The 25,828-nt window shown below is 41.1% G+C and carries 28 protein-coding genes and 1 other RNA gene; 13 read left to right on the forward strand and 16 right to left on the reverse strand.

The window, feature by feature from the left end; translation table 11 throughout:
- The coding region (locus tag MV676_RS04500) for a hypothetical protein (protein ID WP_297445585.1) at window positions 1-194 on the forward strand (194 nt) is incomplete at its 5' end.
- A gap of 40 nt (window positions 195-234) precedes the next feature.
- Here MV676_RS04500 and MV676_RS04505 read toward each other — a convergent pair.
- From MV676_RS04505 to MV676_RS04565, 13 genes are read right to left on the reverse strand one after another with little or no spacing between them, the layout of a single operon-like run.
- The gene (locus MV676_RS04505; protein WP_022847682.1) at window positions 235-885 is read right to left on the reverse strand and encodes an HDOD domain-containing protein; all 651 of its coding nucleotides are present in this window, start codon (window positions 883-885) and stop codon (window positions 235-237) included.
- Between the two features lie 9 nt (window positions 886-894).
- Window positions 895-2,190, reverse strand: coding sequence for a 16S rRNA (cytosine(967)-C(5))-methyltransferase RsmB (gene rsmB, locus MV676_RS04510; RefSeq protein WP_297445586.1), 1,296 nt, complete (start codon window positions 2,188-2,190; stop codon window positions 895-897).
- Window positions 2,187-3,413 (reverse strand): glucose-6-phosphate isomerase, encoded by a 1,227-nt coding sequence (locus MV676_RS04515; RefSeq protein WP_297445587.1) that lies wholly within the window; start codon window positions 3,411-3,413, stop codon window positions 2,187-2,189. Before MV676_RS04515 ends, rsmB begins: the two co-directional genes overlap by 4 nt.
- Window positions 3,401-3,916 (reverse strand): adenylate kinase family protein, encoded by a 516-nt coding sequence (locus tag MV676_RS04520; protein ID WP_297445588.1) that lies wholly within the window; start codon window positions 3,914-3,916, stop codon window positions 3,401-3,403. The genes MV676_RS04515 and MV676_RS04520 overlap by 13 nt, the downstream gene beginning before the upstream one ends.
- Window positions 3,917-3,969: 53 nt before the next feature.
- On the reverse strand, window positions 3,970-5,232 hold the full coding sequence (gene leuC / locus MV676_RS04525) for a 3-isopropylmalate dehydratase large subunit (RefSeq protein ID WP_297445589.1): 1,263 nt from the start codon (window positions 5,230-5,232) through the stop codon (window positions 3,970-3,972).
- Window positions 5,233-5,266: 34 nt separating this feature from the next.
- The gene (locus MV676_RS04530; protein ID WP_297445590.1) at window positions 5,267-6,649 is read right to left on the reverse strand and encodes a sigma-54 dependent transcriptional regulator; all 1,383 of its coding nucleotides are present in this window, start codon (window positions 6,647-6,649) and stop codon (window positions 5,267-5,269) included.
- The gene (locus MV676_RS04535) at window positions 6,627-7,640 is read right to left on the reverse strand and encodes an ATP-binding protein (protein WP_297445591.1); all 1,014 of its coding nucleotides are present in this window, start codon (window positions 7,638-7,640) and stop codon (window positions 6,627-6,629) included. Before MV676_RS04535 ends, MV676_RS04530 begins: the two co-directional genes overlap by 23 nt.
- On the reverse strand, window positions 7,637-8,029 hold the full coding sequence (locus tag MV676_RS04540) for a hypothetical protein (RefSeq protein WP_297445592.1): 393 nt from the start codon (window positions 8,027-8,029) through the stop codon (window positions 7,637-7,639). The genes MV676_RS04535 and MV676_RS04540 overlap by 4 nt, the downstream gene beginning before the upstream one ends.
- Before the next feature lie 11 nt (window positions 8,030-8,040).
- Window positions 8,041-8,745: a 23S rRNA (guanosine(2251)-2'-O)-methyltransferase RlmB gene (gene rlmB / locus MV676_RS04545; protein WP_297445593.1), complete on the reverse strand. Its 705-nt coding sequence runs from the start codon at window positions 8,743-8,745 to the stop codon at window positions 8,041-8,043.
- Window positions 8,745-9,362, reverse strand: coding sequence for an imidazole glycerol phosphate synthase subunit HisH (gene hisH, locus MV676_RS04550; RefSeq protein ID WP_297445594.1), 618 nt, complete (start codon window positions 9,360-9,362; stop codon window positions 8,745-8,747). The genes rlmB and hisH overlap by 1 nt, the downstream gene beginning before the upstream one ends.
- 15 nt (window positions 9,363-9,377) lie before the next feature.
- Window positions 9,378-10,967, reverse strand: coding sequence for an MlaD family protein (locus tag MV676_RS04555; RefSeq protein WP_297445595.1), 1,590 nt, complete (start codon window positions 10,965-10,967; stop codon window positions 9,378-9,380).
- On the reverse strand, window positions 10,964-11,734 hold the full coding sequence (locus MV676_RS04560; RefSeq protein ID WP_297445596.1) for an ABC transporter ATP-binding protein: 771 nt from the start codon (window positions 11,732-11,734) through the stop codon (window positions 10,964-10,966). Before MV676_RS04560 ends, MV676_RS04555 begins: the two co-directional genes overlap by 4 nt.
- 10 nt (window positions 11,735-11,744) lie before the next feature.
- The gene (locus tag MV676_RS04565) at window positions 11,745-12,524 is read right to left on the reverse strand and encodes an ABC transporter permease (RefSeq protein WP_297445597.1); all 780 of its coding nucleotides are present in this window, start codon (window positions 12,522-12,524) and stop codon (window positions 11,745-11,747) included.
- A gap of 150 nt (window positions 12,525-12,674) precedes the next feature.
- Here MV676_RS04565 and lysS point away from each other — a divergent pair, with 150 nt between their 5' ends.
- From lysS to ssrA, 6 genes are all read left to right on the forward strand, one after another.
- Window positions 12,675-14,201: a lysine--tRNA ligase gene (gene lysS / locus MV676_RS04570; RefSeq protein WP_297445598.1), complete on the forward strand. Its 1,527-nt coding sequence runs from the start codon at window positions 12,675-12,677 to the stop codon at window positions 14,199-14,201.
- A complete protein-coding gene (locus MV676_RS04575) occupies window positions 14,194-15,417 on the forward strand; it encodes an ABC transporter permease (RefSeq protein WP_297445599.1) in 1,224 nt (407 codons plus the stop codon). Before lysS ends, MV676_RS04575 begins: the two co-directional genes overlap by 8 nt.
- Window positions 15,414-15,884, forward strand: a complete 471-nt coding sequence (locus MV676_RS04580; protein ID WP_022847667.1) for an N-acetyltransferase — start codon at window positions 15,414-15,416, stop codon at window positions 15,882-15,884. The genes MV676_RS04575 and MV676_RS04580 overlap by 4 nt, the downstream gene beginning before the upstream one ends.
- A complete protein-coding gene (tyrS, locus tag MV676_RS04585) occupies window positions 15,881-17,104 on the forward strand; it encodes a tyrosine--tRNA ligase (RefSeq protein WP_022847666.1) in 1,224 nt (407 codons plus the stop codon). The genes MV676_RS04580 and tyrS overlap by 4 nt, the downstream gene beginning before the upstream one ends.
- A gap of 95 nt (window positions 17,105-17,199) precedes the next feature.
- Entirely contained in the window at window positions 17,200-18,213 is a 1,014-nt protein-coding gene (locus MV676_RS04590) for a 4Fe-4S binding protein (RefSeq protein WP_297445600.1), read from the forward strand.
- 87 nt (window positions 18,214-18,300) lie between these two features.
- Window positions 18,301-18,652: a transfer-messenger RNA gene (gene ssrA, locus MV676_RS04595) on the forward strand.
- Between the two features lie 31 nt (window positions 18,653-18,683).
- Here the strand turns inward: ssrA and MV676_RS04600 are convergent.
- From MV676_RS04600 to MV676_RS04610, 3 genes are all read right to left on the reverse strand, one after another.
- A complete protein-coding gene (locus MV676_RS04600; protein WP_297445601.1) occupies window positions 18,684-19,310 on the reverse strand; it encodes an FmdE family protein in 627 nt (208 codons plus the stop codon).
- Between the two features lie 31 nt (window positions 19,311-19,341).
- Entirely contained in the window at window positions 19,342-19,644 is a 303-nt protein-coding gene (locus tag MV676_RS04605; protein ID WP_022847663.1) for a DUF4282 domain-containing protein, read from the reverse strand.
- Between the two features lie 78 nt (window positions 19,645-19,722).
- On the reverse strand, window positions 19,723-20,130 hold the full coding sequence (locus MV676_RS04610) for a DUF4332 domain-containing protein (protein ID WP_297445602.1): 408 nt from the start codon (window positions 20,128-20,130) through the stop codon (window positions 19,723-19,725).
- Between the two features lie 266 nt (window positions 20,131-20,396).
- On the opposite strand from MV676_RS04610, the gene rplS reads away from it, so the two are divergent.
- The 6 genes from rplS (at window position 20,397) to MV676_RS04640 (ending at window position 25,822) form a co-directional block, all read left to right on the forward strand.
- Window positions 20,397-20,765, forward strand: coding sequence for a 50S ribosomal protein L19 (gene rplS, locus MV676_RS04615; RefSeq protein ID WP_027720119.1), 369 nt, complete (start codon window positions 20,397-20,399; stop codon window positions 20,763-20,765).
- A complete protein-coding gene (locus MV676_RS04620; RefSeq protein WP_297445603.1) occupies window positions 20,744-21,454 on the forward strand; it encodes a ribonuclease HII in 711 nt (236 codons plus the stop codon). Before rplS ends, MV676_RS04620 begins: the two co-directional genes overlap by 22 nt.
- Entirely contained in the window at window positions 21,378-21,698 is a 321-nt protein-coding gene (locus MV676_RS04625) for a YraN family protein (RefSeq protein ID WP_081638860.1), read from the forward strand. The genes MV676_RS04620 and MV676_RS04625 overlap by 77 nt, the downstream gene beginning before the upstream one ends.
- Before the next feature lie 59 nt (window positions 21,699-21,757).
- Window positions 21,758-24,379 (forward strand): translation initiation factor IF-2, encoded by a 2,622-nt coding sequence (infB, locus tag MV676_RS04630; RefSeq protein ID WP_297445604.1) that lies wholly within the window; start codon window positions 21,758-21,760, stop codon window positions 24,377-24,379.
- The gene (locus MV676_RS04635) at window positions 24,379-24,645 is read left to right on the forward strand and encodes a hypothetical protein (protein ID WP_022847657.1); all 267 of its coding nucleotides are present in this window, start codon (window positions 24,379-24,381) and stop codon (window positions 24,643-24,645) included. Before infB ends, MV676_RS04635 begins: the two co-directional genes overlap by 1 nt.
- A gap of 430 nt (window positions 24,646-25,075) precedes the next feature.
- Window positions 25,076-25,822 (forward strand): hypothetical protein, encoded by a 747-nt coding sequence (locus MV676_RS04640; protein WP_297445605.1) that lies wholly within the window; start codon window positions 25,076-25,078, stop codon window positions 25,820-25,822.
- The last annotated feature ends 6 nt before the right edge of the window (window positions 25,823-25,828 follow it).

Consider the following 25,828-nt stretch of genomic DNA (forward strand, 5'->3'; position numbering starts at 1 on the left):
AATGGAACATAATCAAATTGCCCGGAGATGACCTGAGACGGATACTTGTAGTTAGCGGTAGAGTTGAGTTCGTTCTTGTACCACTTAACCAGAGACTCTCCATTTCCTATGTCTGTAAAGCAGTTGTAAAACTCTATATTTGTGTTCTCAAGGATTTTGGAGAAAATGGTGTTGATTTTTCAGGAATCTTTTGAATAATTATAAAGAGGCGCCGTTCGGCGCCTCTTTCAGTTTTCACAGGGCAGAAACGAGAGCTTTTGCCTCTTTTTCGGCTTTTTTGCATATCTCGTCAATTTCGCTGAAAGAGAGTCCTTCTGTATCTTTTAGGTCAGCCTGCTCATTTCTTGATACTTTTTCGCAGAAAGAGAGAATTTTCTTTGTGAATTCTTTTATTCTGTAAAGAGAGCTGTCCTTGTCGAGGAGTCCCATTACGATGTTGTCTGATACGCCGGCTTTCTGGAGAATTTTTTTGATTTCTGCTTCGTCAACCTCTTTGAGAACGGGGTCAAGGAGTCCCACCATGAAGGCTTCATCTGTGTGGGCCGGAAGGAGCTTTTCAGAAACGTATCTCATTGCGAATGCCTGCTTGAGTATTTTTGTAATCTCGTCTCTATCAGCTGACTTTAACAGTGAAGAAGTTAGTAAAACGAAAATGTAATCTTTCAGATTTTGGTATCCAAGGTATGCTACTGCCTGGACGATAGAGGTAATCTCTTTTCTCAATCCAAAGTACGGTGAGTTTATGAACTTAAGGAGTCTCAAGGATAGGTTTGGATCCATGCTGACTATTTCGGAAACCTTTTCAAGCTCTTCACCGTCTATCAGAGCTTTGATAAGTTTAAGCATAACTTCTCTTTTTAGCTTCAGCCTTTCAACTTCTGCCATGTCCCCTCCTTATTTTCTAAATATGGCGTAGAAGAAGCCGTCCATGTTGTCTCTGTGGGGAAAAACTCTCATAGTGTTTTTCCGGTTTTTTCCCACATCTCCAAATTTTATATCAAATTGGACAGGTTTAAAACCTATACTAACTGCGTATTCTACGTTTTCTTCTCCTTCCTCCCTTTCGAGACTGCAGACGCTGTAAAGCAGATATCCCCCCGGCTTTAGTAGCTTATAGGCACTTTTTAAGAGAGCTCTCTGTATCTTTTGATTGTGTTTTATCAGCTTAAGGCTTTTGTTCCATTTTCCTTCGGGATGCCTCCTTATTACGCCGGTTGCACTGCACGGAGCGTCAAGAAGTATCCTGTCAAAATAGTTTTCGGGAAGGGAAGTCCTTTTTGTTATATCTTCGAGAAGGATTTTACATTTTAGTCCTGCCTTTTGAACGTTTTCTTTTAGAAGCTTTAATCTCTCTTCGTCTATGTCAACAGCAGTGATTTCGGCTTTTCCTTTTGTTAAAGAGCCTATTGCTGTCGTTTTTCCGCCGGGCGCGGCAGCTATGTCAAGTATCTTTTCGTTTTGTTGTGGATTTAGCAGAACTGCCGACAGAAAAGAAGCAGGATCCTGAATGTAGAAAAATCCCTCTCTGTAGCCCGGAATAGAGGTTATTTCCACTCTTCCCTTTATTCTGAACATGTCGGGCAGGAAGGGATGCGGTTTAAATTCTATGTTTGCCTTTTCAAGGAGTTTTGCAAAGTTTTCCGGAGAGGTTTTTGTCCTGTTTATCCTTAAAAACAGGGGAGGTGTTCTGTTTAATCCTTCAAGGAGGTTTATATAGTCAGGATAAAATCTTTTCCACCTTTCAACCATCCAGGTTTCAAAAGAGAAAAGTGTTGCTGTTCTTTCAATTTCATCTGGAATCTTTTCTATTTCTCTTCTGTAGTTGAAGCTAATCAGCTTTTTACCGACTGCGTTTACAAAACCGGCACTTTTTCTGCTTACCTTTTTAACCGCTTCAACCGTTTCGTACAGCGTTGCGTAGGCGGGCACAGACATGAAAAATAGCTGGTAGGCTAATATGCGGAGAGCGTTTCGGATGAAAGGTTTCTGTTTTTTCTGCTTTTTCCCGGATGCTTTTTCTATGGAAAAGTCTAAGAGCTTTAGAAATCTCACGCTTCCAGAAGTCAGCTCCCTTACAAAGCTTCTATCTCTAAAGTTTAGATGATTTGTTAGCGATTCAAAGTGGGGTTTAAGTTTCAGGTCTTTCTCAAAGTTGCAGAGGATTCTTACGGCAGTTTCTCGGGTGCTCATTGGCTACCGCCTAACTTTTCTTTTGCTATTTTCTTTCCTATTTCAACGCCCGGCTGTCCATAGGGGTTTACACCTATAAGATGTGCCATTATTGTCGTTTTTATCATGAAAACTATGAAAAGAGCACCGATGGCTTCAGGTGTGATTCTGTCTATCTCTATCGTGCACACAGGCCGTTTCTTCATTTTAAGGGATTCCACCGTTCCTTCAAACTCTGCGTGGACAATTTCAGAGATGGTTTTTCCACCTATAAAGTCAAGGATCTCTGTTTTTTCCGGAAGGACGAAGTTACTCCCGTAACTTCTAAGTTTTATGAACTGGTAAAACTTGTCGTCCGGGCCGTCTATGAACAGCTGGAGGAGAGAATGCTGGTCAACGGTTCCGACGGCTGGAAGAGGTGTTTGCCCTTTTCCCTCTTTGCCAAGACTTTCAGCCCAGAGCTGCACCCACCAATCAGAAAACTTTCTAAGAGAATCTGAGTAGGGCATTAAAACGGCTACATCTCTACCTTCTTTGTAGTTTAAATACTGTGCAAGTACGGATACGATGGAAGGGTGTAGCGGTTCTCTTATAATCTCTTCTACTGTTTCCATGGCTCCGCCAAGAAGAGCGTAGGGGTCTATATCAACAAATTCTGAAGGGACAAGTCCCACCGGTGTCAGGACGGAAAACCTGCCACCTATGTTTTCCGGTATGTGAAAGAAGGGAGCTTCTAATTCTTTAGACAGCCTGTGGAGAGGCGTGTTTTCGCCGGATATAAAAATGAAGCGCCTGTGAAGGTCTCTGAATCCTCTCCTCTTCATTTCGTGGAGGACGAGGTTCATTATTGATACTGTTTCGAGGGTTTTCCCGGATTTACTGATAACGCAGTAAACCGTTCTATCCCAGGGAGCGTTTTGAAATATCTGGTGGATATTGAAGGGGTCTATGTTTTCAAGAAAGTAGAGCTTTCTTCCCCCAATTTTGTATTTTCCGTGTATGGCTTCGTATATTGCCTGTATGCCGAGGGATGATCCGCCTATACCTATAACGAACATGTTATCAAAATCGATTTTAAATCGTCTTAAAATTTCTTTTATGTTTTTTATTCTCGTTGAAAACGAGTATAGAAAAGGCATATTTTTTGTGTTAATTTCTAAATTTTCTCGAAGTTTCACTGTTTTTTCTTCTAAATTTTTCACATTTATATTAAGCCCGCTGATGTCGTATTTTAAATATCCCATTGATCCTCCAGCCAGTCTATCTCTTCCACCAACCCACCATTTTTAATTCCTTTCATTATAACATTTGCAACTTCTTCAGGCTTTCTCTCCGTAGTGTCTACGTGGATTATTACAGGTGATAGTGGATTTTGAAAAACCTCCGTTGCACAGAATGCAATTCTTTCGGATTCGGCATTCTCATTAAGCTTTTCCTGAGGATAGTTTCTCTCTTTGAGTCTTGAGATGATAACTTCCGGTTTTGCCCGTAAAATCACGATAACGTCTGAAGGTATGTAGTGGGCGATAAGTCCTTCTGCTATAAAATCTTTTTTTTCTTTAAAAAAATCTTTTAATTTTTCAGTATCCACTATAAATGCATCTCTTTTTTCGTCGTAACTGGTGTAAAGTTTTTCCTTTTTTATAAGATCGCTTAAGTTGTACAGCGGAAGAGATAGTTTTCTGGAGAGTATTTGAGCGACTGTACTTTTCCCCGTACCCGGCGTTCCTGTGATCGTTATTCTCAATGCCCCCTCCAGGAAAAGAAAAGATAAGCCGGGAAGGTCCCGGCGATTGATCTTTAGAGTACTTCGTCAGGGTGAGCGATTCTTCCAAGGATGGCGGATGCTGCTGCGACAGCAGGGGAAGCAAGGTAAACTTCACTTTCAGGATGTCCCATTCTTCCAACAAAGTTTCTGTTTGTTGTGGCGACCGCTCTTTCACCCTTTGCGAGAATGCCCATGTGTCCGCCAAGACATGGTCCACACGTAGGTGTTGAAACCACGCATTCGGCGTCTATAAATATATCAATAAGGCCTTCATCCATTGCCTGCTTGTAGATTTCCTGAGTTGCAGGAATTACGATACACCTTACGTTTGGATTAACCTTTTTACCTTTGAGAATTTCAGCGGCTATTCTAAGGTCTGTTATCCTTCCGTTTGTACATGAACCGATAACGACCTGGTCAATGGTAACGTGTGTAGATTCCGTTACCGGACGGGTGTTTGACGGAAGGTGAGGAAACGCAACTTGAGGTTCTATTTTTGAAACGTCTATTTCATAAACTTCTGAATATTCTGCATCCGGATCGCTTTTGTAGAGTTTGAAGGGCCTTTTAGCTCTATTTTTAACATACTCAAGCGTAATTTCGTCAGGTTCTATTATGCCGTTTTTAGCACCGGCTTCTATTGCCATGTTGCAGATTGTGAATCTGTCATCTATGGGAAGCTCTCTTATCGCTTCGCCTGTGTGCTCCATGGTTTTGTAAAGGGCGCCGTCAACACCTATCATACCTATTACATAAAGGATAAGGTCTTTCCCGGAAACCCACTTCTGTCTCTTTCCGTAGTAGATGAACTTTATCTGTTCCGGAACCTTGAACCAGACTTCTCCTGTAAGCCATGCGTAAGCCATATCTGTTGAACCGACACCTGTTGAAAATGCACCGATGGCACCGTATGTACAGGTGTGTGAATCGGCACCTATAACTACGTCACCAGGAACAACAACTCCCTGCTCCGGGAGGAGGGCGTGTTCAATACCAACTCTTCCCTCGTTCCAGAAGTGGATAATGTTGAACTCTTTTGCAAAATCTCTCATCATCTTTACCTGTTCGGCAGACTTTATGTCTTTTGCCGGGGTAAAGTGGTCAGGCACGAGGGCTATCTTGTCTTTGTCAAATACCTTTTCAGCACCGAGTTCTTTTATTCTTTTGATGGCAATTGGTGCTGTAACATCGTTAGCAAGGGCAATATCTACCTTACACATTATCAATTCGCCGGGATGGACCTCTTCTTTGCCGGCATGTTCGGCCAAGATTTTCTGAGTTATCGTCATTCCCATCTTCTCACTCCTTCGGATTTTATGATTTTGACATTTAGAATTTATGCTTTCTGCGGGGGATTTCTATTCCAAGTTCCTTGATTTTTGCCCTGAGGGTGTTTCTATGAATGCCAAGTGTTCGAGCTGCTTTCACCTGATTCCAGTCTGAGTGCTTTAAAACTTCCGTTATAAGTATCTTTTCGGCACTTTTCATTACGATGTTGTACAGGTTGTTCTTGTCCTTCTGTTCTACCATGAAGATGTAGGTTACAAATTCTCTGATGGCTTCTTCAAGGTTCGGTGTTTTCTCTTCCTGTTTTTCCGTTTGAAGGTCGTTGACATCTATGATATCGATAGGTGACAGCAACATTGCCTTCAGTATCATATTTTCAAGCTCTCTCACGTTTCCCGGGAAATCGTAAGAGCAGAGCCACTCTTTTGCCCTTTCTGTTAACTGTTTTACGGGGAGTTTAAACTCTTTTGAGAATTTTTTGATGAAGAAGCAGGCTAAGGGAATGATGTCTTCCCGTCGTTCTCTAAGTGGCGGCAATTCTATTCTTAAAACATTTAATCTGTAAAAGAGGTCTTCTCTGAACCTTCCTTCTCTCACCTCTTTTTCTAAGTCTCTGTTTGTGGCTGCAACTATTCTCACGTCAACCTTTATCGGTGCATCACCCCCGAGGCGCCTTATCTCTTTTTCCTGTATGGCTCTTAGAAGTTTTGACTGTAATGAAAGTTCGATCTCGCCTATTTCATCTAAGAAGAGCGTTCCTCCATGTGCCTGTTCAAAAAATCCCTTTTTCCTTGAAGTTGCTCCTGTAAAAGCTCCCTTTTCGTATCCAAAAAGTTCTGCTTCTAACAGGTTTGTCGGGAGGGCGGCGCAGTTTATGGCAACGAATGGTCCGTCTGCCCTTTTGGAATACTTGTGAATGGCCCTGGCTACAAGCTCTTTTCCTGTTCCGCTTTCACCAACTATCAGAACGGTTGCATCTGTCCTGGCCACTCTTCCTATTAGCTTAAAAACTTCCTGCATCTTTTTGCTTGAGCCTATGATGGCGTCTTCATCTATTACGTCAAGTTCTTCCTTTTCTGTTGAAAAGGTAATTCGGTCAACGATCGTTTTTATGTCTTCAAGTTCAAAAGGTTTGGTAATGTACTCAACGGCACCTCTGTCAATTGCTTTAATCGTGTAGTCCATCGTGCCGTAAGCTGTAAGTATTACTTTAGGGATATCTTTTTCATAAGAGAGGAGGTCTATGCCGCTAATACCGGGCATTTTTATATCTAAAAAGGCCAAATCCGGCTTTTTGGTCTTTAGTATCTCAAGGGCTCTGTTTCCGTCTTCCGCTTCGTAAACTGTGTGCCCCAGGGTTTCAAGATACTTTTTCAGTACTAACCTTATGTTTCTTTCATCGTCAGCTATGAGAATCCTTGCCATTGCCTTTCAGGTCTCCGATAGGTAGATAGATGGATACAGTTGTGCCTTTTCCTTTCTCGCTTTGAACTTCTATTTTACCACCGTGGTTGGTTACAATCTCTTTTGATATGTACATTCCGAGGCCTGTTCCCTTTTCTTTGCCTTTTGTAAAAAACGGTGTGAAGAGGTTTTCCAGGTCTTCTTTTTCCATGCCACTGCCGGTATCTTTTATTTTTATGAAGTAAAAGCCCTTTGGTTGAATTGCGTATCCTGTTTCAATCGTTATGACTTTGTTTTTTGCGTTTTCAAGTGCTTCAATGCTGTTCTTTATAAGGTTAGAGATGACCTGAAACATTCGGTCTTTGTCCATGTAAACTTCAGGCAGGGAAGGGTCAAACCGTCTATCTATCTCTATTCCTTTTTCTTCGAATACCGTTTTAAACGTTTTTAGAACATCGTTTAAAAGTCTGTGTATGTTGTATCTACACCATTTAAGATTTGTGAAGTCAAAGCTTTCAGATATTCTGTCTAAGAACCTCTCTATTCGCTCTATTTCTGAAAGGATGACTTCTAACAGTTCTTCATCAAAGTTTTTTAATGTAAGCATCAGTTTTGCAGAGGCTTTCATTCCACTTAACGGATTGCGGAGTTCGTGAGATATGCCTTTTAAAAAGACATCAAAGTGTTCTGCCGGGTTGTCCTTCTTTTTTATGTTTACGGCGACGACAGCACCTTTTATCTCTTCACCTGAGAAAAACGGAGATATGGACAGTATAAAGCCGTTGACTTCCACGTTGTGAATCTCTATTCCGTCAGTCACGCATTTTTCTATCCATTTTTTGATGTCTGCTGCGAGGATTTCAGAAATGTTTTTACCTTCAAGATATTTCCTTGAGCGGTTCAGTAGCATTTCCAGCTTTTGATTGAAAAAGAAAACCCTTCCCGACCTATCACATACGGCAATCGGGAAGGGAAGAGAGAATATTAGGTCTGAAAATTCCGGGTTTTTCAAGTGAGTGATATACCTCCCTGTCCGCCTTTTGGAAATTCTTTAATCTTAGAGATGTCAAGGCCGGTTGATGGCAATTCTATTCCTGCTGCTGCCGCTTTAAACTGTTGATGAAACTCTTTCAGTCTTGATCTTTCTCCGACAGGAACGATTGTTACGATCTGGGATTTCATTACGATTGCATCAACGGGTTCGTTTGCAGTTGGATCGACAGGCATTATCGTGGCTTGTGCACCCTGGGATGTTGGTATAAGTGCGAACATACCTGCATCTTTGATTTTCAGGTAGTCATTGCCTATTTCATCTAACATACCTATGATACCTGAAGAAGGTATTACACCTTCACCTGAAGTTGTTTGAATAAATACAAGTTTTCCCTTGAGATTTTCCATAATTTCCTCCGTTATTTTTGGACTGATAATAAATATAATCCTATGGCTACAGCATTGGAAACGTTTAAAGAATTAACATGTCCCTTCATGGGAATCGTTACGATGTCATCCAACAGTTTTTTTACGGGTTTTGAGATACCTTTCCCTTCAGAGCCGGCAATAAGTCCTACAGGATAGGGAAAAGAATATCTGCTTATGTCTTTTCCGCCTGCCTCAAGTCCTATTAGCCAACCGCCTTTCTCTTTGAATTCAAACAGACTCTGGCGGAAACTGTTTACTATGGCAAATGGAACGTAGAATACTGCACCGGTTGATGCTTTTACCACGGTGTCCGTTATGGTAACACTTCTGTCTTTAGGAATAACTATCCCTGCGGCACCAAAGGCGTCGGCACTTCTAAAGATGGCACCCAAGTTGTGGGGGTCTTCCACTCTATCTAAAAATAAAAGGTAGCCGCCTGTTGCGATAGTCCTTTCCACAAGGTCATCAAAGGATTTTGGTTCGACAGGGGAGACGAGGGCTACAATGCCCTGATGTTTATCCGTTCTGGAAACTTCGGATAGTTTTTTTCTTCCGGTTTTTACCGTTTTAATTCTCTTTTTCTTTAAAAGGGATAGAATTTCCCGATGTTTAAACCTTTCATCAACATAGACTTTCAGTATAGGGTAGTCTGCCCTTAAGGCTTCCATTATAGGGTTAACGCCGTAGATAACCATCAGTTTGTCCTTACCATTTCAAGGAAATTTGAAAGGAGTTTGAGTCCGGCTTTCTGACTCTTTTCGGGGTGGAATTGAGTGGCTATTATGTTTTCTTTTTCTATAGAAGAGACAAAGTCGATACCGTAGTCTGTTGTTGTAAGGATAACAGACACATCCTCTGGTTTAACGTAGTAAGAATGGACAAAGTAGAAAAATTCGCCGTTTTTTATACCGTTTAGGAATCTTGATTCTTTTTTGATAGAAACCTGATTCCAGCCCATGTGTGGGATTTTGTACTCATGGGGGAGTTCAAATCTTACAACTTTTCCCTTTATGATGCCAAGTCCCTCTTCTTCGCCGAATTCGTAACCTTTCTTAAAAAGCAGATGGAGTCCGAGGCATATCCCTAAAAAAGGTTTACCCTTTTCAACCTCTCTTATTATGACTTCCCATAGGTTTCTTTCTTTTAAATTTTTAACGGCATCTTTAAAAGCTCCGACACCTGGCAGAATTATAGCTTCTGCGTCTTTTATCTTATGCGTTTTATCTGTAACAACAACGTTGCCGCCTACGTACTCGACAGCCTTGCTAACACTTCTTAAATTTCCCATGCCGTAGTCTATAACCGCTATCATCCTTATAACTCCCGATTAAAAAGATGGCATTAAACCTATAAGATACTTAACATCCTCATCACCAAAAGATAAGCCACTTCCAATAAAGAATCCCCGCCATTTATTGTAGAGAAGTTCATCTCCGCCGAAGTAAAGATACCAGTTTTTGTTTATATTGTAGGATAAGCCTATTCGCAGATGAGGAGGCAGTTGCTTTCCATAACCGTCTTTTCTGTCTATGTCCCAAATGGATGTATAAATTTTCCATTTGTTATCTGGAAAGAGATAATCAATTCCACCACCGGCAGTTGTCTCTATGATGCCACCTCTCAGCACCCACCTTCCATTTTTCAGAAAAAACGGATCTTTAAAAATTCTTGCGTACTGGAGTGTAAATTCTGTGTCAAAGCTTTGCGTTACCTTCTCATCAATAGATAGAGCACCCGTTGCGTTTGTTATGTAATAGGTTGTGTGGTCTATCTTTCCGCGGGAATCTGCAACAACTTCAAACAGGTAATATCTGTCTTTCGATTCGGGAACAATTTTTAAAGAGATGCCACCTCTTGTGTTGCCTGTGGCGGTGTTTACGTCCCCCCTGAATCCTATGTAAACCTTTGTTTGCTCAAATTTATCGGCAAGTTTACCAAGGGCATGAGCGGCACTTGTTAGGTTTTTGTACAGTGTATCGTCGTTTATTATTTTTGCTATTGTGCCGTTGCCCTGCTGTAGTTTCTTGATAAGTTCATTAAGGTTCCTTGTAGATTTCCTAATATTCTCAATGGCTGCTGAAATGTTTTCTTCATTCTTTCCGCTTATAAGTCTGTTTATCTGTGTCACAGTTGCATTTATTTGATCGGCTATTCTTTCTGCTTCAGCTACAAGTTTAGGTGCTTCTTCTGATGAAGTTTTTAGGTTTTTTACGATGTCTCTAATGTCTTCCCTGTTTTCTACAACTATCTCATTAAGCTGTGAAGAGAGTGACTTAAGGTTTTCTGCAATTTCAGGAACGTCGCTTTTTAAAAATTCGGACAAAGAAGCCAGGTTTTGGACAAGTTTTTTCAAGTTTTCTCTGTTATCTTTCACTGTTGCTGTAACCTGCTTTGTAAGTTGTGTTATCCGATTAAGGAGAAGAGATATTCTGTTTTTTCCGTCAGGTGTTATTAATGATTGATCAAGAGCGTCAACGGTTTCGTAAATTTTGAGCATAAGCTGGTCGGTTGAAATTGTAGATTTTCCCCGTGTAATAGTTGAGCCGGAAGCCAGAACGGGCGCATTTTCAGAACCGGGGATTATCTCTACGTATTTTTCACCCATTAGCCCCATAGTTTCTATGATTGCATAGGCGTCCTGGTGTAGTGTTACAGGCTTTGTAAATACAACTTTAACTTTTACTTTTCCGTTTGGTAGTATTTTTATATTTGTAACTTTTCCGACGCGAACCCCTGCAACCATAACCGGTGCTTCTTCGGCAAGTCCTGCAACGTTGTCAAAAAGAATGTAATATTGGCTGATAACCTTTTTACTAGTGTATTTTAGGGGTTCTATTGTCGTGGCTATTATGCCAAGTCCAAGAAGCCCTGCTATTACAAATGCACCGACTTTTGCCTCTACGGAAAGATTTTTCATCCTTTATACCCCAGATTAGCTGTTATCGGGCCTTCGGGAAGGCCTTCTATAAACTGTCTTACTGCTGGATTTTGGGATTTTTCTATCTCTTCTGGTTTACCAAGTTCCAGTATTTTTCCGTTCCAGAGAATGGCCATTCTATCAGCTATTCTAAAAGCACTTTTGATATCATGGCTGACTACAACGCATGTTTTACCGAGTTCATTTTTAAGTTTTAAAATCATCTTATCAATTATAGCAGTCATTATGGGGTCAAGCCCTGATGTTGGTTCGTCAAACAAGATACATTTGGGGTTTACACAGAGAGCTCTCGCTATGGCAACTCTTTTTCTCATACCGCCGGAGAGTTCAGAAGGGTATAGGTCTTCTGTTCCGTGCATTCCAACGAGGGAAAGGTAACGTTCAGCTTCCTTCCTTGCCTCTTCGACTGGAATACCTTTGTTTTCAAGGAGAAAGAAGGCGACATTTTCCCATACCGTTAGAGAGTCAAATAGAGCTCCTCCCTGAAAAACATAAGTAAGCTCTTCTCTAAAGTGGAATTTTTCTTCTTCGGATAGAGAAAAGACGTCTTTTCCATATACGATTACTTTTCCTTCATCCGGTGTTACCAGTCCTGATATCTGTTTAAGCAAAACACTTTTGCCCGTTCCTGATGGACCCATTATGACGAAGATTTCACCTTCGTACACGTTGAAAGATACGCCGTCATGTACGATTTTATTTCCAAAACTTTTCTTTAAATTTTCCACTTTTATGGCTATTTCCATCTATACTCCGTCAGAGGTTCAGGGTTCTTAAAATGTAGGTTATTATGTAGTCAAATATAAGAATGGCCATCGATGAAGTGACTACAGCTTTTGTTGTTGCTTCACCGACACCTTTGGCGCCTCCTTTTGTGTAATATCCATACAGACAGCTTGTCACAGAGAGGATGAAACCAAAGAAAGCAGCTTTGATTAGACCGTGCCATACATCATCCATGGTCATGAAGTTTTGAGTGTATCTCATAAAAAGGGTGCTGTTGATGTTGAACATTTTTACACCTACTATGTATCCACCGACAAAACCGATAATATCCGATAGAACACTCAGGACAACTGTTCCAGCGATAGTTGCATAAACCCTCGGCGTTATAAGGTATTTTATAGGATTAACCGCCATCATTTCGAGGGCATCTATCTGTTCAGTTACCCTCATCGTTCCGATTTCAGCAGCCATTGCTGAACCGGTTCTGGCCGTGACGAGGAGTGCTGTTAAAACGGGGCTTAACTCTCTTGCCATAGAGATACCGACAACTGCACCTATGAGGTATTCTGCGTTAAATCTGTGAAATGCAGTATAAGTTTCAAGTGCTATAACACCGCCGGTGAATAGGGAAGTGATTGCTATAACCGGGAAGGAATCTGCTCCTATCGTGGCCAGGTAGTAGAAGTATCTCTCTATTTTCAAGGGCTTTTTAAATGCAAGGGATACGGCCTTTCCAGCGATTAAAAACCATCTCCCGATAAATTCGAGGAATCCAATGACTATCTTACCGGTGATTTCAAAAAGTTTCACAGGTTAAACCTCTCAAGTTCCGGAAATTAATATCCTAATTCTACTATAGTGGCTAAGGTGAGGCTTTTCAGATTGGATTTAACAAATCTGTCATTAGGATTATAATATTACACTCTGCAAACTGGTGAAAATAAAAGGAAGGAGACGTAAATGGCTGAAAAGACCATAATGGAAATTCGTAAAGAGAAAGCTGAAAAGTGGAAAGAGGAAGGTTTTAATCCTTATGCTTACAGGTATGAGACAAATGCTACCTGCGGTGAATTGATAGAGAAGTTTGGCAAAACAAAAGATGAAGAAGAGAGAGAAAATGAAAGGTTGCCGGAGGACACCTATTCTTTAGCTGGAAGAATTGTTTCCATGAGGATTATGGGAAAAGCGGCATTTTTCCATATTCAGGATTCTACCGGAAGACTCCAGTGTTATATAAGGAGAGATGACGTTGGGACTGAGTTTTACAATAAAGTTTTTAAAAAGCTGATAGATATAGGTGATATTGTAGGTGTTAAGGGGGTGCTTTTTAGAACGAGAACAGGGGAGCTCACTTTAGAAGTAAAAGAGATGACGCCGCTTACAAAGTCTTTGAGACCGCTTCCAGAAAAGTGGCATGGGCTAAAAGATGTTGAGAAGAGATACAGACAGCGTTATCTTGACCTTATCGTTAATCCAGAAGTTAGAGAGATATTTAAAACCCGCTCAAAACTTATTCAAAAAATAAGGGATTTTCTTAACAGTAGAGGTTTTATGGAGGTTGAGACACCCATTCTTCAGACTGTTGCTTCCGGTGCTGCCGCAAAACCGTTTATTACTCACTACAACGCTCTTGATATAGACGTTTATCTCCGAATAGCACCTGAGCTGTATCTTAAAAGGTTAATTGTGGGTGGTCTTGATAGGGTTTATGAAATAGGCAGGAACTTTAGAAACGAAGGAATAAGCACAAGGCATAACCCTGAATTTACGATGATAGAGTGGTACATGGCCTACGCTGATTACTACGACTTGATGGAGATGACGGAAGAGCTTTTTGAGTATCTTCTTGATGAGATAAAAAGTAAAGGTGTAAGAGAGATAGAGTATCAGGGAATGAAGATCTCTTTCAAAAGGCCATGGAAAAGAATTTCTTTTGTTGGTGAGCTTGCAAAAAGGACAGGGCTTACGGTTGATGAGATTCTCCACGATGAACAGAAGGTTCTGGAAGTGGCAAAGAAACACGGTGTTGAAGATGCGGAGAAGCTTTCCCACTTCAAGAGGGTGCAGGAACTTTTTGAGATTCTGATTGAACCAGAACTTGTTCAGCCGACGTTCGTTGTTGATTTTCCAAAAGCCATTTCCCCTCTTGCAAAAGAAAAGAGAGACAATCCCGAGCTTGTAGAGAGGTTTGAGCTTTTTGTGTTTGGGCAGGAGATAGCTAACGCCTATTCCGAGCTTAACAATCCTGAAGAACAGGCAAAAAGGTTCATGCAGCAGCTTCAGGAAAAGGCGAAAGGTGATGAAGAGGCAATGGCCTACGACGAAGATTTTGTAAGAGCACTTGAGTACGGTATGCCTCCAACAGCAGGAGAAGGCATAGGTATAGATAGGCTTACGATGCTCTTTACGGATAAAGATTCCATAAGAGAGGTACTTCTCTTCCCGCAGCTTAAGCCGGAGAAGAGAGAAGAAGAGGCGGATGAATAAACTTATTGAATGGTTTTCGTTAAGGACTGTAAAACCACGGAAGGGAGGCAGTTACCTCTCTTTCGTTTTTCTTATAGCGGTTCTTGGTGTTGTTGTTGGCGTGGCGGCTCTCATAATTGTTAACTCTGTTATGACGGGATTTCAGAGTGCCATAAAAGAGCGGCTTCTTGCCAGTAATGCCGACATAATTGTAATGGGGACGGAACTTAAAACGCCTTATAGAGAAGCTGAAGAGAAGATTTCATCCCTCCCTCATGTTAAGGGTGTAGAACCTTTTATATACATTCCTGTTATGGTCTCTGCCGGTGCTCATTCTTTTTCCGGTGGTACCCTTAGAGGATGTGTTCCATCGAAAGAGCCGAAGATAACGGACATACCATCACATCTTGTTATGGGGAATTGGAAAGATTTTGAAAAGACGCCAAACGGTGCAGTTGTTGGTGAGACGTTGGCCAATACAGTCGGTATCTCTGTGGGTGACACCATTACCCTGATAACGCCGATGGGAACAAAAACCCCTTTCGGCTACATTCCAAAAACAGGAAGGTTTAAGGTTGTTGGTATTTTTAATGTTGGTATGTATCAGTTTGATTCGGCATTGGTGTTGGCACACATAGGTACGGTAAAAGAGATGTTCAATGTGAAGCAACCTACAGGATTGATGGTTAAACTTGACAATCCTGATAATGTAAAACTTGTTGAGCAAGAGATAAGGAAGACGCTTGGTCCCGGTTTTGTGGTTAACGATTGGATATCAATGAATAAAAGTCTCTTCTCTGCCTTGAAGCTCGAGAAGTTAGCAATGTTCCTGATACTGACCCTTATTGTTATAGTTGCCTCTTTCAACATTTCAAGTCTTCTTATGATGAACGTTAACTACCGCAGCAAAGATATTGCTATACTTAAGACGCTTGGTGCCCAGGATGGATTTATACTGAAAATTTTCATGGCTCAGGGGTTTTTAATAGGCATAATAGGAACGGCAATTGGAGAGTTTTTAGGGATAGGTATCTCATACATAGGTGAAAAGTATAAGCTTATAGCCCTTCCGCCTGATGTTTACTACATAGACCACCTGCCGTTTAAACTTCAGGCGTCAGACTGTATAATTGCCGGTATAGCGGCTATATTGATAAGTGTCTTAGCAACTATTTATCCTGCTAAAAAGGCTGCAAAAACAGATCCTATAAAAGTTTTAAGGGCAGGTGAAAATTGAAAGGAACAATAAGAAAGGCAACGATAAAGGATGCAGAGGCAATACAGTTTCTCATCAATGAATACGCAAAGAAAGGGCTGATGCTTCCCCGTTCTCTCAACAGCATCTACGAAAGCATAAGAGACTTCTTCGTTTATGAAGAGGCTGGAAAGATATTTGGTGTTTGTGCTTTAACTGTTGTCTGGGATAACCTTGCTGAGGTTCGTTCCCTTGCTGTCCATCCTGAACGGCTAAAACAGGGAATAGGTACAGCTCTTGTTAAGAGTTGTCTTAAAGATGCAGAAACTCTCGGAATAAACAGAGTATTTACACTTACGTATCAGGTTGACTTTTTTGAAAAACTTGGGTTTGAAAAGATAGATAAAAACACGCTTCCCCAGAAAATATGGCGTGACTGTATAAATTGTGTGAAGTTTCCAAACTGTGACGAGACGGCTATGGAAATTAGAACAGGAGGAGATGAATGAATCCTGAAAAGCAACTTGAGATTATAAAAAGAGGCGTTGCTGAAATTATTGGAGAAGAGGAACTCCTTGAAAAATTAAAAAAAGGAAAGGTTTTGAAGGTAAAAGCCGGCTTTGACCCGACGGCTCCGGATCTTCACCTTGGACATACAGTTTTGCTCTGGAAGTTGAGAGATTTTCAGGAACTCGGGCATACGGTCTATTTCCTGATAGGTGATTTTACAGCAATGATTGGTGATCCTACCGGGAAGAGCGAAACGAGACCGCCTTTAACGAGGGAAGAGGTTTTAAAGAACGCTGAAACTTATGCCCAGCAGGTTTATAAGATTCTTGATCCTGAAAAAACGGTTGTTGTCTTTAACAGTGAGTGGCTTTCAGGGATGTCTTCTGCAGATCTTATAAGGCTTGCTTCAAAGTACACTGTTGCAAGGATGCTTGAGAGGGACGATTTTGCCAAGCGATTCAGAGAAAACAGGCCCATTCACATACATGAGTTTCTCTATCCTCTCCTTCAGGGATACGACTCTGTTGCACTTGAAGCCGATGTTGAACTTGGAGGGACAGATCAGAAATTTAACCTTCTTGTGGGAAGGCACCTTCAGAGGGAGTACGGTAAGTCCCAGCAGGCCTGCATAATGATGCCTATTCTTGAGGGGCTTGACGGCGTTCAGAAGATGAGTAAGTCCCTTGGAAACTACATTGGCATAATGGAAGATCCGAAAGAGCAGTTTGGTAAAGTTATGAGGATTTCAGACGAACTTATGTGGCGCTACTACGAGCTTGTTACAAGGCTTCCTGAAGAAGAAATAGAGAGGATGAGAAAAGAAGTGGCCGAAGGAAAACTCCATCCAATGGAAGCAAAGAAAAGACTTGGAGAGGTTATCGTTTCCACCTTCCACGGAGAGGAGGCAGCCAGGGAGGCAAGAGCCCACTTTGAGAGAGTTTTTTCAAAGAGAGAGTTGCCGGAAGAGATTCCGGAACCAAAAATAAAGGTTCCTGAAAATCCTGTCTGGCTTCCAAGGCTCTTAAAGGAGGCAGGGCTTGTTAAGAGTACATCTGAAGGTAGAAGACAGATAAAAGGTGGCGGTGTCAGAATAGATGGCGAAAAAGTTCTTGATGAGAATAAAAAGGTTGATGTTCTTGAAAAGGAATTAATTCTTCAGGTAGGTAAGAGAAGATTTGCCAGAATAAAACCTGAAAATGTGGAAAAAACAGAGGGCTAACCCTCTGTTTTTAATAAAACAATAATTTTATTTATTTGCCAAAAACAAAAAGCGGTCTATTTTTAGTTCAAATAACGAAATTTTTGGAGAAGAAAATGAACATAAGAAAAATCAGATGGCTCGTTCAGACCGCTTTTTTCCTTCTTGTGGCTTACGGAATTTTTGAATATGCACAGTTTGTCTATTACGGAGCACAGCGTCCCGATTTTATGGATGGTTTTTGTCCAATTTCTGGCGTTTATGACATCATTATGAAAGTTAGAAGTGGTGTAACTGACCCGTTCCACCCTGCGGCAATGGCGATAATGGTATCGGCAATACTGACTACCCTTATCTTCGGTAAGGGATTTTGTAGTTTTATATGTCCTGTTGGAACACTTCAAGATTACATTACCTTTGTTAGGAGTAAAATCTCTTTTTTCAAGAAGATTGATAAGTTTGGTGAGAAGATAAAGAGCTGGAAATTTTATAACTTTATGGATTACCCTTTGCGCTCGATAAAGTTTGTACTGCTTGCCTGGATTCTCTACATAATTTTCCAGATACCTGCACAGATGATGGCTATGATGAATCAAAACATCAATGCTGCTGCCGATATTGAACTTTTTAAATTCTGGATTGAACTTTTTAAAGGTAACAAACCCATGGTGGCTGCCATTCTGCTTGCCATTGTTGTTTCTTCCATTGTAATCCCGAGGTTCTGGTGCAAATATCTGTGTCCTTTAGGTGCTTTTTACGGGATTTTTAACCTGTTTTCTTTCACGCATCTCAGGAGATGTCCGGAAAAGTGTAACGACTGCAAGTTGTGTTCAAAATGCATTATCGGTCTTAAACCTTATAAAAGCGTTGAATTTAATAATACAGAGTGTACCATGTGTCTTGATTGCAGAAGTGCCTGTAATAAGGATGCAGTCAGGCTTCAGATTTTAGGAAGGGAAATTCCTTCCCTCCTTTACCCCGTCCTTTTGATAGGTGCTTTTATGGGAGTTATTTTTCTCTTCATCCACTTTGGAGTGTGGCACTCTCAACTTTCTCAGAGGGACGAAGCCTATTTGATTTTAAAACAAGGTTTTGATGTTAAATGGGCCAAAGACCTGTTGATGAAATAATTGCCAAAATTCCATTATAGCATAAATTACTATTATGCAAAATTGAATAAGGATTTTGTTCTACCCTCATTTGTCTTTATAAATAATGGGGGTGACAGGTTTCGACGGGGATGCAACGGTACGGATAGCGGCACGCCGAGGCGCCTACCTCGTAAAAAAGGCACAGCAAATAGCTGCCGACGAAAACTTAGCTCTCGCTGCCTAATAACGCAGCGACGTCCCCTGTGGCTCATCTCCCCGGCTACAGGTAGGGCGACAGAGAGGGGAGATAGGTTATCACCTTTTCCCCGGAGGTGATAACCGAAACTTTACGGGGATAGCTTCGGAGCGCCTGCCTGTGGGCTAACTCCGAAGCGAAGCAATAAAACACAGGCTAAGCGTGTAGAAGCTATCCGGACCGCATCTCCGGACGCGGGTTCGATTCCCGCCACCTCCACCAAAAATAAAATTATTTATACTTTAAAGCTCTTCTACCTTAATAACTTTATCTCTGTAATAACTTTATCTCTGTTTTCAAAGATTGTTGCCACCATTTTCTGAAACTTTTTGGGAAATGCTCTGATGTCTTCTTCGGTTGCATCTGGATTCAAAACAGTTTTTAGTATCTCTTTCGGATTTACAACAGCATACGGGTTGTAGTTTATTCCCACCTGTTTTCCATTATCAAGTCTTGTCATAACAACGTCGTAAGGCACGTTGGCGTTAAAGGACAGCAATCCTCTCCTTTTAAACCGCCCGTCAGGTATGCCGGAAAATCCATCATCACCGCCTGCACCTGTTATTGCAGAGATGATTAAACCTATAACCCCAAAGTTATTTTCCGTTGGCAATTTTGAAATTTCAACTTTTATGTTTCCTCTTACAGGAATCTCATCTTTGTAGAGGTGCTTTAGCCCTTCTGATGCTATTAGATAACCGCCTGCAACGGTTGCGCAGCTGTGCCCTGTTATCTTCACCATATCGTAGTAGGAGTATTCAAAAATTCCGTTTCCGGCTCCTAAGAATGTGGCAAGTTCGTCTTTTACCTTGATTTTCTCTATTTTTTCAAAAAAAATCTGGATACTCCATGGAACCCTCCTGAATGCGTGGTCTGGCATTCAAATTTAGAGGATTCCACAGTGTAAAACTTTAATCTGAATCAACTTTTTTCTCTAAAAGTTCTCTGATTTTGGTACTTTCTTCTGCTACTTTAATAAGGCTTATCATACCTTCCATCCAGACTCTTGTTCCAATCATCACAAGGGGCAGAAAGATTATAATTCCTATAAATGTTCCTATAAATGCAGCAGCCCCTTCCTTGTAGCTTCCAAGCAGTGCAGCAAGTGCGACTAAAGCTTCTACAACATATGCAATAGCCAGTGTTGCTCCTGCTATCTTTGTCGTTATGAATTTAGAGAAGTTGAAATCGAAGAGTATTTTGAAAAGTTCCACTCCTGCCTCCTATCCCTCAAATTTTTGTTTTATCCTTCTCTTTATTTTTTAGGGGGTGCAAAAGCCCCCTCCTTTTTTTTAATGTGTAACTTTTTTAGGCAATTCTTTAGCCTGCTCTATCCAGTTCTCTATCTGTTTTATCCCCGGAATCTGACGTACTAATTTTTTCTGCTCGTTTACCTCTTTTAGTTTCCTGTACAGGTTTTCTGGATTTCTCCTTGCGAGTTCAGGAACACTGTCAACGCCGGCGGCTTCTAAAAGGTCGGCATATTCTTCACCAACACCTTTTATCCGCATCAGATCTGCTCTGTTTACCCAGTTTAAAATTGTCTTTTTTGATATACCTGTTTTCTCGGAAATTTCTTCTCTTCCTTTTGCAGTAGCTCCTTTCTCAAGGAGGTCCTCCACAGTTGCTATGCCTATTTCTGCTAATTTTTCGGCATAAGCATTTCCAATTCCTTCAATTTCTGTAATTTTTCTTCCCATGATTAACCCCCAATAATGGATTTGTTTAATAAATTTTAATTTATTTTAATTTGCATTGTCAATTGCAATTATCCGTTAAAGTCTGAAATTTTTTAAAAATAAATTCCAGTCGTTCAACAAATATCTTTAAAATGCTTACCTGGAAAGCCTAAGTGGTGTAAAGATGCTTGATTTCCCTTCGGCGGTTGACTTTTCCAATTTTCCAAATATAATTTGAACTTCGCACAGCGGTGAAATGAATTCTGGAGGTTTTAGATATGGCTGGAATGGACGAGCTTATGCAGGCGGTAAAGGAGAAGTACGCCGCAAAGGTCCCTCTTCCTGACTTCAGGCCTGGTGATACCGTAAGAGTTTATGTTAAAGTGAAAGAGGGTGACAAAGAGAGAGTCCAGGCATTTGAAGGTGTTGTTATCAGAAAGAGAGGCAGTGGCACAGACGGTACTTTTACCGTGAGGAAGGTTTCTTACGGAATCGGTGTTGAGAGGATTTTCCCGTTTAATGCTACGGTGATTGAAAGGGTTGAAGTTCTCAAGAGAGGTATTGTAAGAAGAGCAAGACTATACTACCTCAGAGAGCGTAAGGGTAAGGCTGCAAGAATTAAAGAGAAGAAAGAGTGGATGACAAAGAAAAAATAATCTTTTATGAGTCAAAACTGTGGCAGTCAGGAAAAAAGTATGTTGTTGGTATAGATGAGGCTGGACGGGGCCCCCTTGCGGGTCCCGTTGTTGCTGCCGCAGTTGTCTTTCCAAAAGGAATTTCGCCTTTTATCTTTAGAGATTCAAAAAAACTTTCCGAGAAGCAGAGGAAAGCTCTTTTTTTTGAAATTTTTGAAAAGGCTATATCTGTTGGTGTTGGTTTTGCTGACAGCATTGAAATAGACGAAATAAACATTTTAAATGCAACAAAGCTGGCAATGATGAGGGCGGTTGAATCTTTATCTGTAAAACCTGATTTTGCAATCACCGATGCGGTTTTTCTCCTTCCTTTTGGAAAGAATCAGCTCAATCTTGTTAAAGGTGATGAAAAAAGCCTTTCCTGCGCCGCTGCAAGTATTGTTGCAAAGGTTACAAGGGATTTTATAATGGAATCTATTCATGAGGTGTTTCCTGAATATAATTTTAAAAAGCATAAGGGTTATCCTACGAAAGAGCATATAATTTTACTCAGAGAAAACGGTGCTTCACCTGTTCACAGGAGGAGTTTTGGGCGGGTTAGAGAGTGTAAATTCAGGGGAAGAAGGGGAAAGGATTGCTTCCCGATATCTACTCAAGAAAGGTTACTCTATTTTGAAGAGAAATTTCAGGAGTTATTACGGCGAAATTGATATTGTTGCTTTTGATCCTTATTCTAAAACAGTTGTGTTTGTTGAGGTAAAATTAAGGAAATCCGGTTCTCATGTTATGCCTGAAGAGGCTGTAACCCAGAGGAAGATAGAAAGAGTAAAGAAAGCAGCTTTTAAGTTTTTAAGTACTTATAAGGTTAAGTTTGAGAGTTTGAGGTTTGATGTTATAGGAATTGAAAAAGGTGAAGGTCGGGTAAAAGTTAACCACATAGAAAACGCCTTTTAAAAGTTGATATAATTGCGCGGGTGTTTATATTTAAGGCGTAAACAATTTGGAGGTTGTAATTGGCTAAGACGAGAGTGTATCAGCTTGCTAAAGAACTTGGAATGAGTTCAAAAGAGCTGATAGAGAAACTTAAAAATGAGCTTGATATTCAGGTAAAAAATGCCCAGTCAGGGCTTGACGAAAAACAGGTTATGCTTGTTAAGGAGTTTATTAAACCTCCTGAAAAGAAACCTGCAGTTAAAAGAAAAGAGAAACCTGCTGAACAAAAAAAAGAACCTATAAAAATAGAAAAAGTGGAGAAACCTGAAGTCTCTGCCGAGAAGACTATTTCAGAAAAAGAAGTTAAACCTTTGAAACCAAACATTCCTTCTCAAAAAGTTGAGAGACAGGAAGAGAAAAAAGGTGAAAAAGAGACAAGAAGAGAAAGAAGACAGAGAGAAAAGAAGGATGTAAGGATTCTTTCACCTGAAGAGCTTGCGAAAAGGCGCAGAAGGCGTCGTCCTCCTCGCAGGAGAGAGGAAGAAAAGGGAGAAAAAGGTCACAGAGAGAGGAGAGACAGAAGGCATCCTCAGAGAGACAGAAGGCGTCCTGCGCCAGCTCCTAAAAAAGAGGAAAAAATCACGAGGGAACAGCTTGAAAAGTTGGTCGCTTCAACCAAAGAACAGAGGGAGAAAGAGAAATCCAAGACGGAAGAAGCGATAATAGCTGAGAAAAAGAGAGAAGAGAAAGAGAGAGAAAGTGAGAAGCACTTTATGGAACTTATGCGTAAAATAGAAGAGAAAAACAGGGCAAAGGCTAAAAAGCGTAAGAAGAAAAAGAAAAAAGAAGAGAAACCTGAAGAGGTTCCTTTTGAGCAGCTCTCTGAAGAAGAACAGCTTCAAAGGCTCATTGAAGAGGAAGAGAAAGCTAAAACGGTTATTGTTCCGGAAGTTATTTCTGTTAGAGAGCTTGCCGAAAAGATGGGCGAAGACCCTAATAAGCTTATCGCAGACCTTATATCTCTTGGTAAGTTTGTGACCATTAATCAGGCGATAGATTTTGAAACGGTAAGTAAGCTTGTTGAAAAATACGGAAAAGTTGCAAAGCTTGAAGGTGCCGAAGAGGAAGAGGCTGTCCTTGAGGCGGAACTTGAAGAGACAGAGGACAAACCGGAGGATCTTAAACCAAGACCTCCCGTTGTAACCGTAATGGGACACGTTGACCACGGAAAAACGACACTCCTTGACTACATAAGAAACACAAAAGTTGCCGAACGTGAAGCCGGCGGAATTACGCAGCACATAGGTGCTTCCATTGTAGAGGTTGATACAACTGAAGGAAAGAAAAGGATTACCTTCCTTGACACGCCGGGACATGAAGCCTTCACCGCAATGAGGGCAAGGGGAGCGCAGGTAACAGATATCGCTGTTCTTGTCGTTGCGGCAGATGACGGCGTTATGCCTCAAACCATAGAGGCCATAAACCATGCTCAGGCTGCTGGTGTGCCTATAATTGTCGCTATTAACAAGATTGATAAACCCGGTGCAAATCCCGATAGAGTTAAGCAGGAGTTAACGCAGCATGGCCTTATTCCTGAAGACTGGGGTGGCACAACTATTATGGTGCCCGTTTCAGCAAAAACCGGTGAAGGTGTTGATGAACTTCTTGAGATGATTGCACTTCAGGCTGAACTCATGGAACTTAAAGCTAATCCCAATAAAAAGGCTCGTGGCGTTGTTCTTGAGGCTAAACTTGATAAACAGAGAGGTCCTGTTGCAACGTTGCTGGTGCAGTCCGGAACGCTTAAAGTTGGTGATCCGATTGTTGCAGGTCTCTACGCAGGCAAGATAAGAGCTATGTTTGATGATAAAGGAAAGCCTGTTAAAGAGGCAGGACCTTCAATGGCTGTTGAGATTCTCGGCCTTGAAGATGTGCCTCTTGCTGGTGATAAATTCTATGTTGTTAAGGATGAAAAGACGGCAAGGAAGATAGCAGAGAAGAGACAGGAGCTTGCCAGAGAATCTGCTCTTGAGAAGGAAAAGAGAGTATCCCTTGAAGACCTTTTTGCTCAGATACAGGAAGGTGAAGTTAAAGAACTTAACATCGTTCTCAAGGCCGATGCTCAAGGTTCAATAGAGGCTATACGTAAATCCCTTGAAGAACTTTCAACAGATGAAGTTAAAGTTAAGATAATACACGCAGGTGTTGGTCCCATTACTGAAAATGATGTGATGCTTGCAGCAGCGTCAAACGCCATTATTGTTGGATTTAACGTCAGGCCTGATTCTGCTGCCAGAAAAGCGGCAGAGAGAGAAAAAGTTGATATGCGTACTTACCGTGTTATTTACGACATTGTTGATGAAGTCAAGAAAGCCATGCAGGGTCTCCTCCAGCCTGAGGAAAAAGAGGTTTACCTTGGAAGTGCTGAAGTGAGAGCAACATTTAAGGTGCCGAAAGTTGGAACCGTTGCCGGTTGCTACGTTAAAGATGGTGTTATAAGAAGAAACGCCAATGTGAGACTTGTGAGAGACGGTGTCATCATCTACGACGGTAAGATTGCATCCTTAAAAAGGTTTAAAGATGACGTCAGGGAAGTGCAGGCTGGATACGAATGTGGTCTTGGACTTGAGAACTTTAACGACATTAAGGTTGGTGATGTCGTGGAGTGTTACACAATAGAAACCGTTGAGAGAGAACTGTAATGGAAGAGATTAAAAAGAAACTTGAAGAGAAATATAAAAACAACATAGAGAGAGGGCTTTCAAAAGAGGAAGCTCTCTCCAAAGCTATCGAAGAAGAGAGAGAAAATCACGATAGGGACAGTTTTGAAAAGGCAGTTGTTGAATTTTTGAAAGAACACTTTGCTGAAAGTCTCACGGAAGAAGATCCTCTTCAAGCTTTTGTGGATTCTATCTACCTTGAGTATGAGCTTCTTCTTGCAAAAGTCAAAGCCCTTTTTTCCTCGTAGGAAAAAAGCAAATTTCCCATCCATAAATCTTTCCTCTTAAAAATTTTTAATATAAATTTAGTTACGAGGGGGTGGCTTTTCCGTCAACTTCTCAAGTTATCTTTCGGGGAGGAAATATGGTTTTTTTAAAAAGCCATGTTTTTTAACTGTCTGTTTTGCTTTTCTACTTTCTATTATTTATACCGGCTTTGCCTTTGCCTATCAGGAAAACTGGGCAAACTACTGTCAGATTGTCCAGACAATAAGCACACCGATATATCACAGTCAGGAGCATTTTGGCTGGAAGTATCCGATAAGGACAATAGGCGATGCAAATCCTCCACCGGGTGGTAGCGGGGGTGCATTTTATCTTCATCCTGTTTCAACGTCAGTTCCGGCTCACCTGAGGTGCAGATTTCCACAGCGGAACATAAAAGCTATTAGAGTGAAAGTGGCTGGTAATAGGAATGGCGATTGGGTTATGCTTCTTAAGGTTAACGGGAAGACAGTAAAGACTGCCACGGTGGATGGGAAGAGGTGGTACGTATATACGATACCTGTGAGGAATAATAGGAGATACACGACTGTTGACCTTTTTACAAAGGCTAACGGCTGGTTTTTTGAGTACGCTTTTATTGACGAGATAAAACCTGTTTTCCGTTCTTCTATAAAGCTTGATAGAAGACCTGTTGCCTACTGGAGCTTTTTTGATCCGGACTTTAAAGGAATGATTGATGAAGTAAAGATATTCAACTATGCCCTTTCTCCTGAACAGGTAGCTGCTCTGTATAGAAGCAGCAGTGTTATTAAAAAGCCTCAAACTACCTTCAATCAAAAACCGGCTGGTATAGTAAGATTTGGCAGATGTGCCGTGATGAATGAGCTTTCTGTTGCTGCTTTTGAGAGGGCAGGCACTCAACCAGCGTTTCCAGTCAATACAAGAAGTGTTTACGCCGTATGTGAAATCTCATCATCTGCAAAGGCAAACATAGACACCGTCTGGTACTACTTAAGACCCTCCGGTGAAAAAGAGTACATCATAAGAAAATCCATTACGTTGAGCCGTCCAGTTACCAAAAATTATCTCAAGTTTTACCTTGAAATGCCGCCGAACAGAAACTGGCCGCAGGGAAAGTATGAGGTGGATATTTTGGTAAACGGTAATGTAAGGAAAGTTCTCTACTTTAACATGAGATGAGAAAGG

Origin of the sequence: Desulfurobacterium sp., from assembly GCF_027028515.1 — a bacterium.
GTDB lineage: Bacteria > Aquificota > Aquificia > Desulfurobacteriales > Desulfurobacteriaceae > Desulfurobacterium_A.

Bases quoted from the DNA above. Each gene is read 5' to 3' on its own strand.
- MV676_RS04505 (WP_022847682.1), bottom strand. From the start codon at position 885: ATGGCAGAAGTTGAAAGGCTGAAGCTAAAAAGAGAAGTTATGCTTAAA.
- rsmB (WP_297445586.1), bottom strand. From the start codon at position 2,190: ATGAGCACCCGAGAAACTGCCGTAAGAATCCTCTGCAACTTTGAGAAA.
- MV676_RS04515 (WP_297445587.1), bottom strand. From the start codon at position 3,413: ATGGGATATTTAAAATACGACATCAGCGGGCTTAATATAAATGTGAAA.
- leuC (WP_297445589.1), bottom strand. From the start codon at position 5,232: ATGGGAATGACGATAACTCAGAAAATCTTGGCCGAACATGCCGGCAAA.
- MV676_RS04530 (WP_297445590.1), bottom strand. From the start codon at position 6,649: ATGGCAAGGATTCTCATAGCTGACGATGAAAGAAACATAAGGTTAGTA.
- MV676_RS04540 (WP_297445592.1), bottom strand. From the start codon at position 8,029: ATGGAAAATCTCAAGGGAAAACTTGTATTTATTCAAACAACTTCAGGT.
- rlmB (WP_297445593.1), bottom strand. From the start codon at position 8,745: ATGGTTATCTACGGCGTTAACCCTATAATGGAAGCCTTAAGGGCAGAC.
- hisH (WP_297445594.1), bottom strand. From the start codon at position 9,362: ATGATAGCGGTTATAGACTACGGCATGGGAAATTTAAGAAGTGTTAGC.
- MV676_RS04555 (WP_297445595.1), bottom strand. From the start codon at position 10,967: ATGAAAAATCTTTCCGTAGAGGCAAAAGTCGGTGCATTTGTAATAGCA.
- MV676_RS04560 (WP_297445596.1), bottom strand. From the start codon at position 11,734: ATGGAAATAGCCATAAAAGTGGAAAATTTAAAGAAAAGTTTTGGAAAT.
- lysS (WP_297445598.1), top strand. From the start codon at position 12,675: ATGGCTGAAAAGACCATAATGGAAATTCGTAAAGAGAAAGCTGAAAAG.
- MV676_RS04575 (WP_297445599.1), top strand. From the start codon at position 14,194: ATGAATAAACTTATTGAATGGTTTTCGTTAAGGACTGTAAAACCACGG.
- tyrS (WP_022847666.1), top strand. From the start codon at position 15,881: ATGAATCCTGAAAAGCAACTTGAGATTATAAAAAGAGGCGTTGCTGAA.
- MV676_RS04590 (WP_297445600.1), top strand. From the start codon at position 17,200: ATGAACATAAGAAAAATCAGATGGCTCGTTCAGACCGCTTTTTTCCTT.
- MV676_RS04600 (WP_297445601.1), bottom strand. From the start codon at position 19,310: ATGCCAGACCACGCATTCAGGAGGGTTCCATGGAGTATCCAGATTTTT.
- MV676_RS04610 (WP_297445602.1), bottom strand. From the start codon at position 20,130: ATGGGAAGAAAAATTACAGAAATTGAAGGAATTGGAAATGCTTATGCC.
- rplS (WP_027720119.1), top strand. From the start codon at position 20,397: ATGGACGAGCTTATGCAGGCGGTAAAGGAGAAGTACGCCGCAAAGGTC.
- MV676_RS04635 (WP_022847657.1), top strand. From the start codon at position 24,379: ATGGAAGAGATTAAAAAGAAACTTGAAGAGAAATATAAAAACAACATA.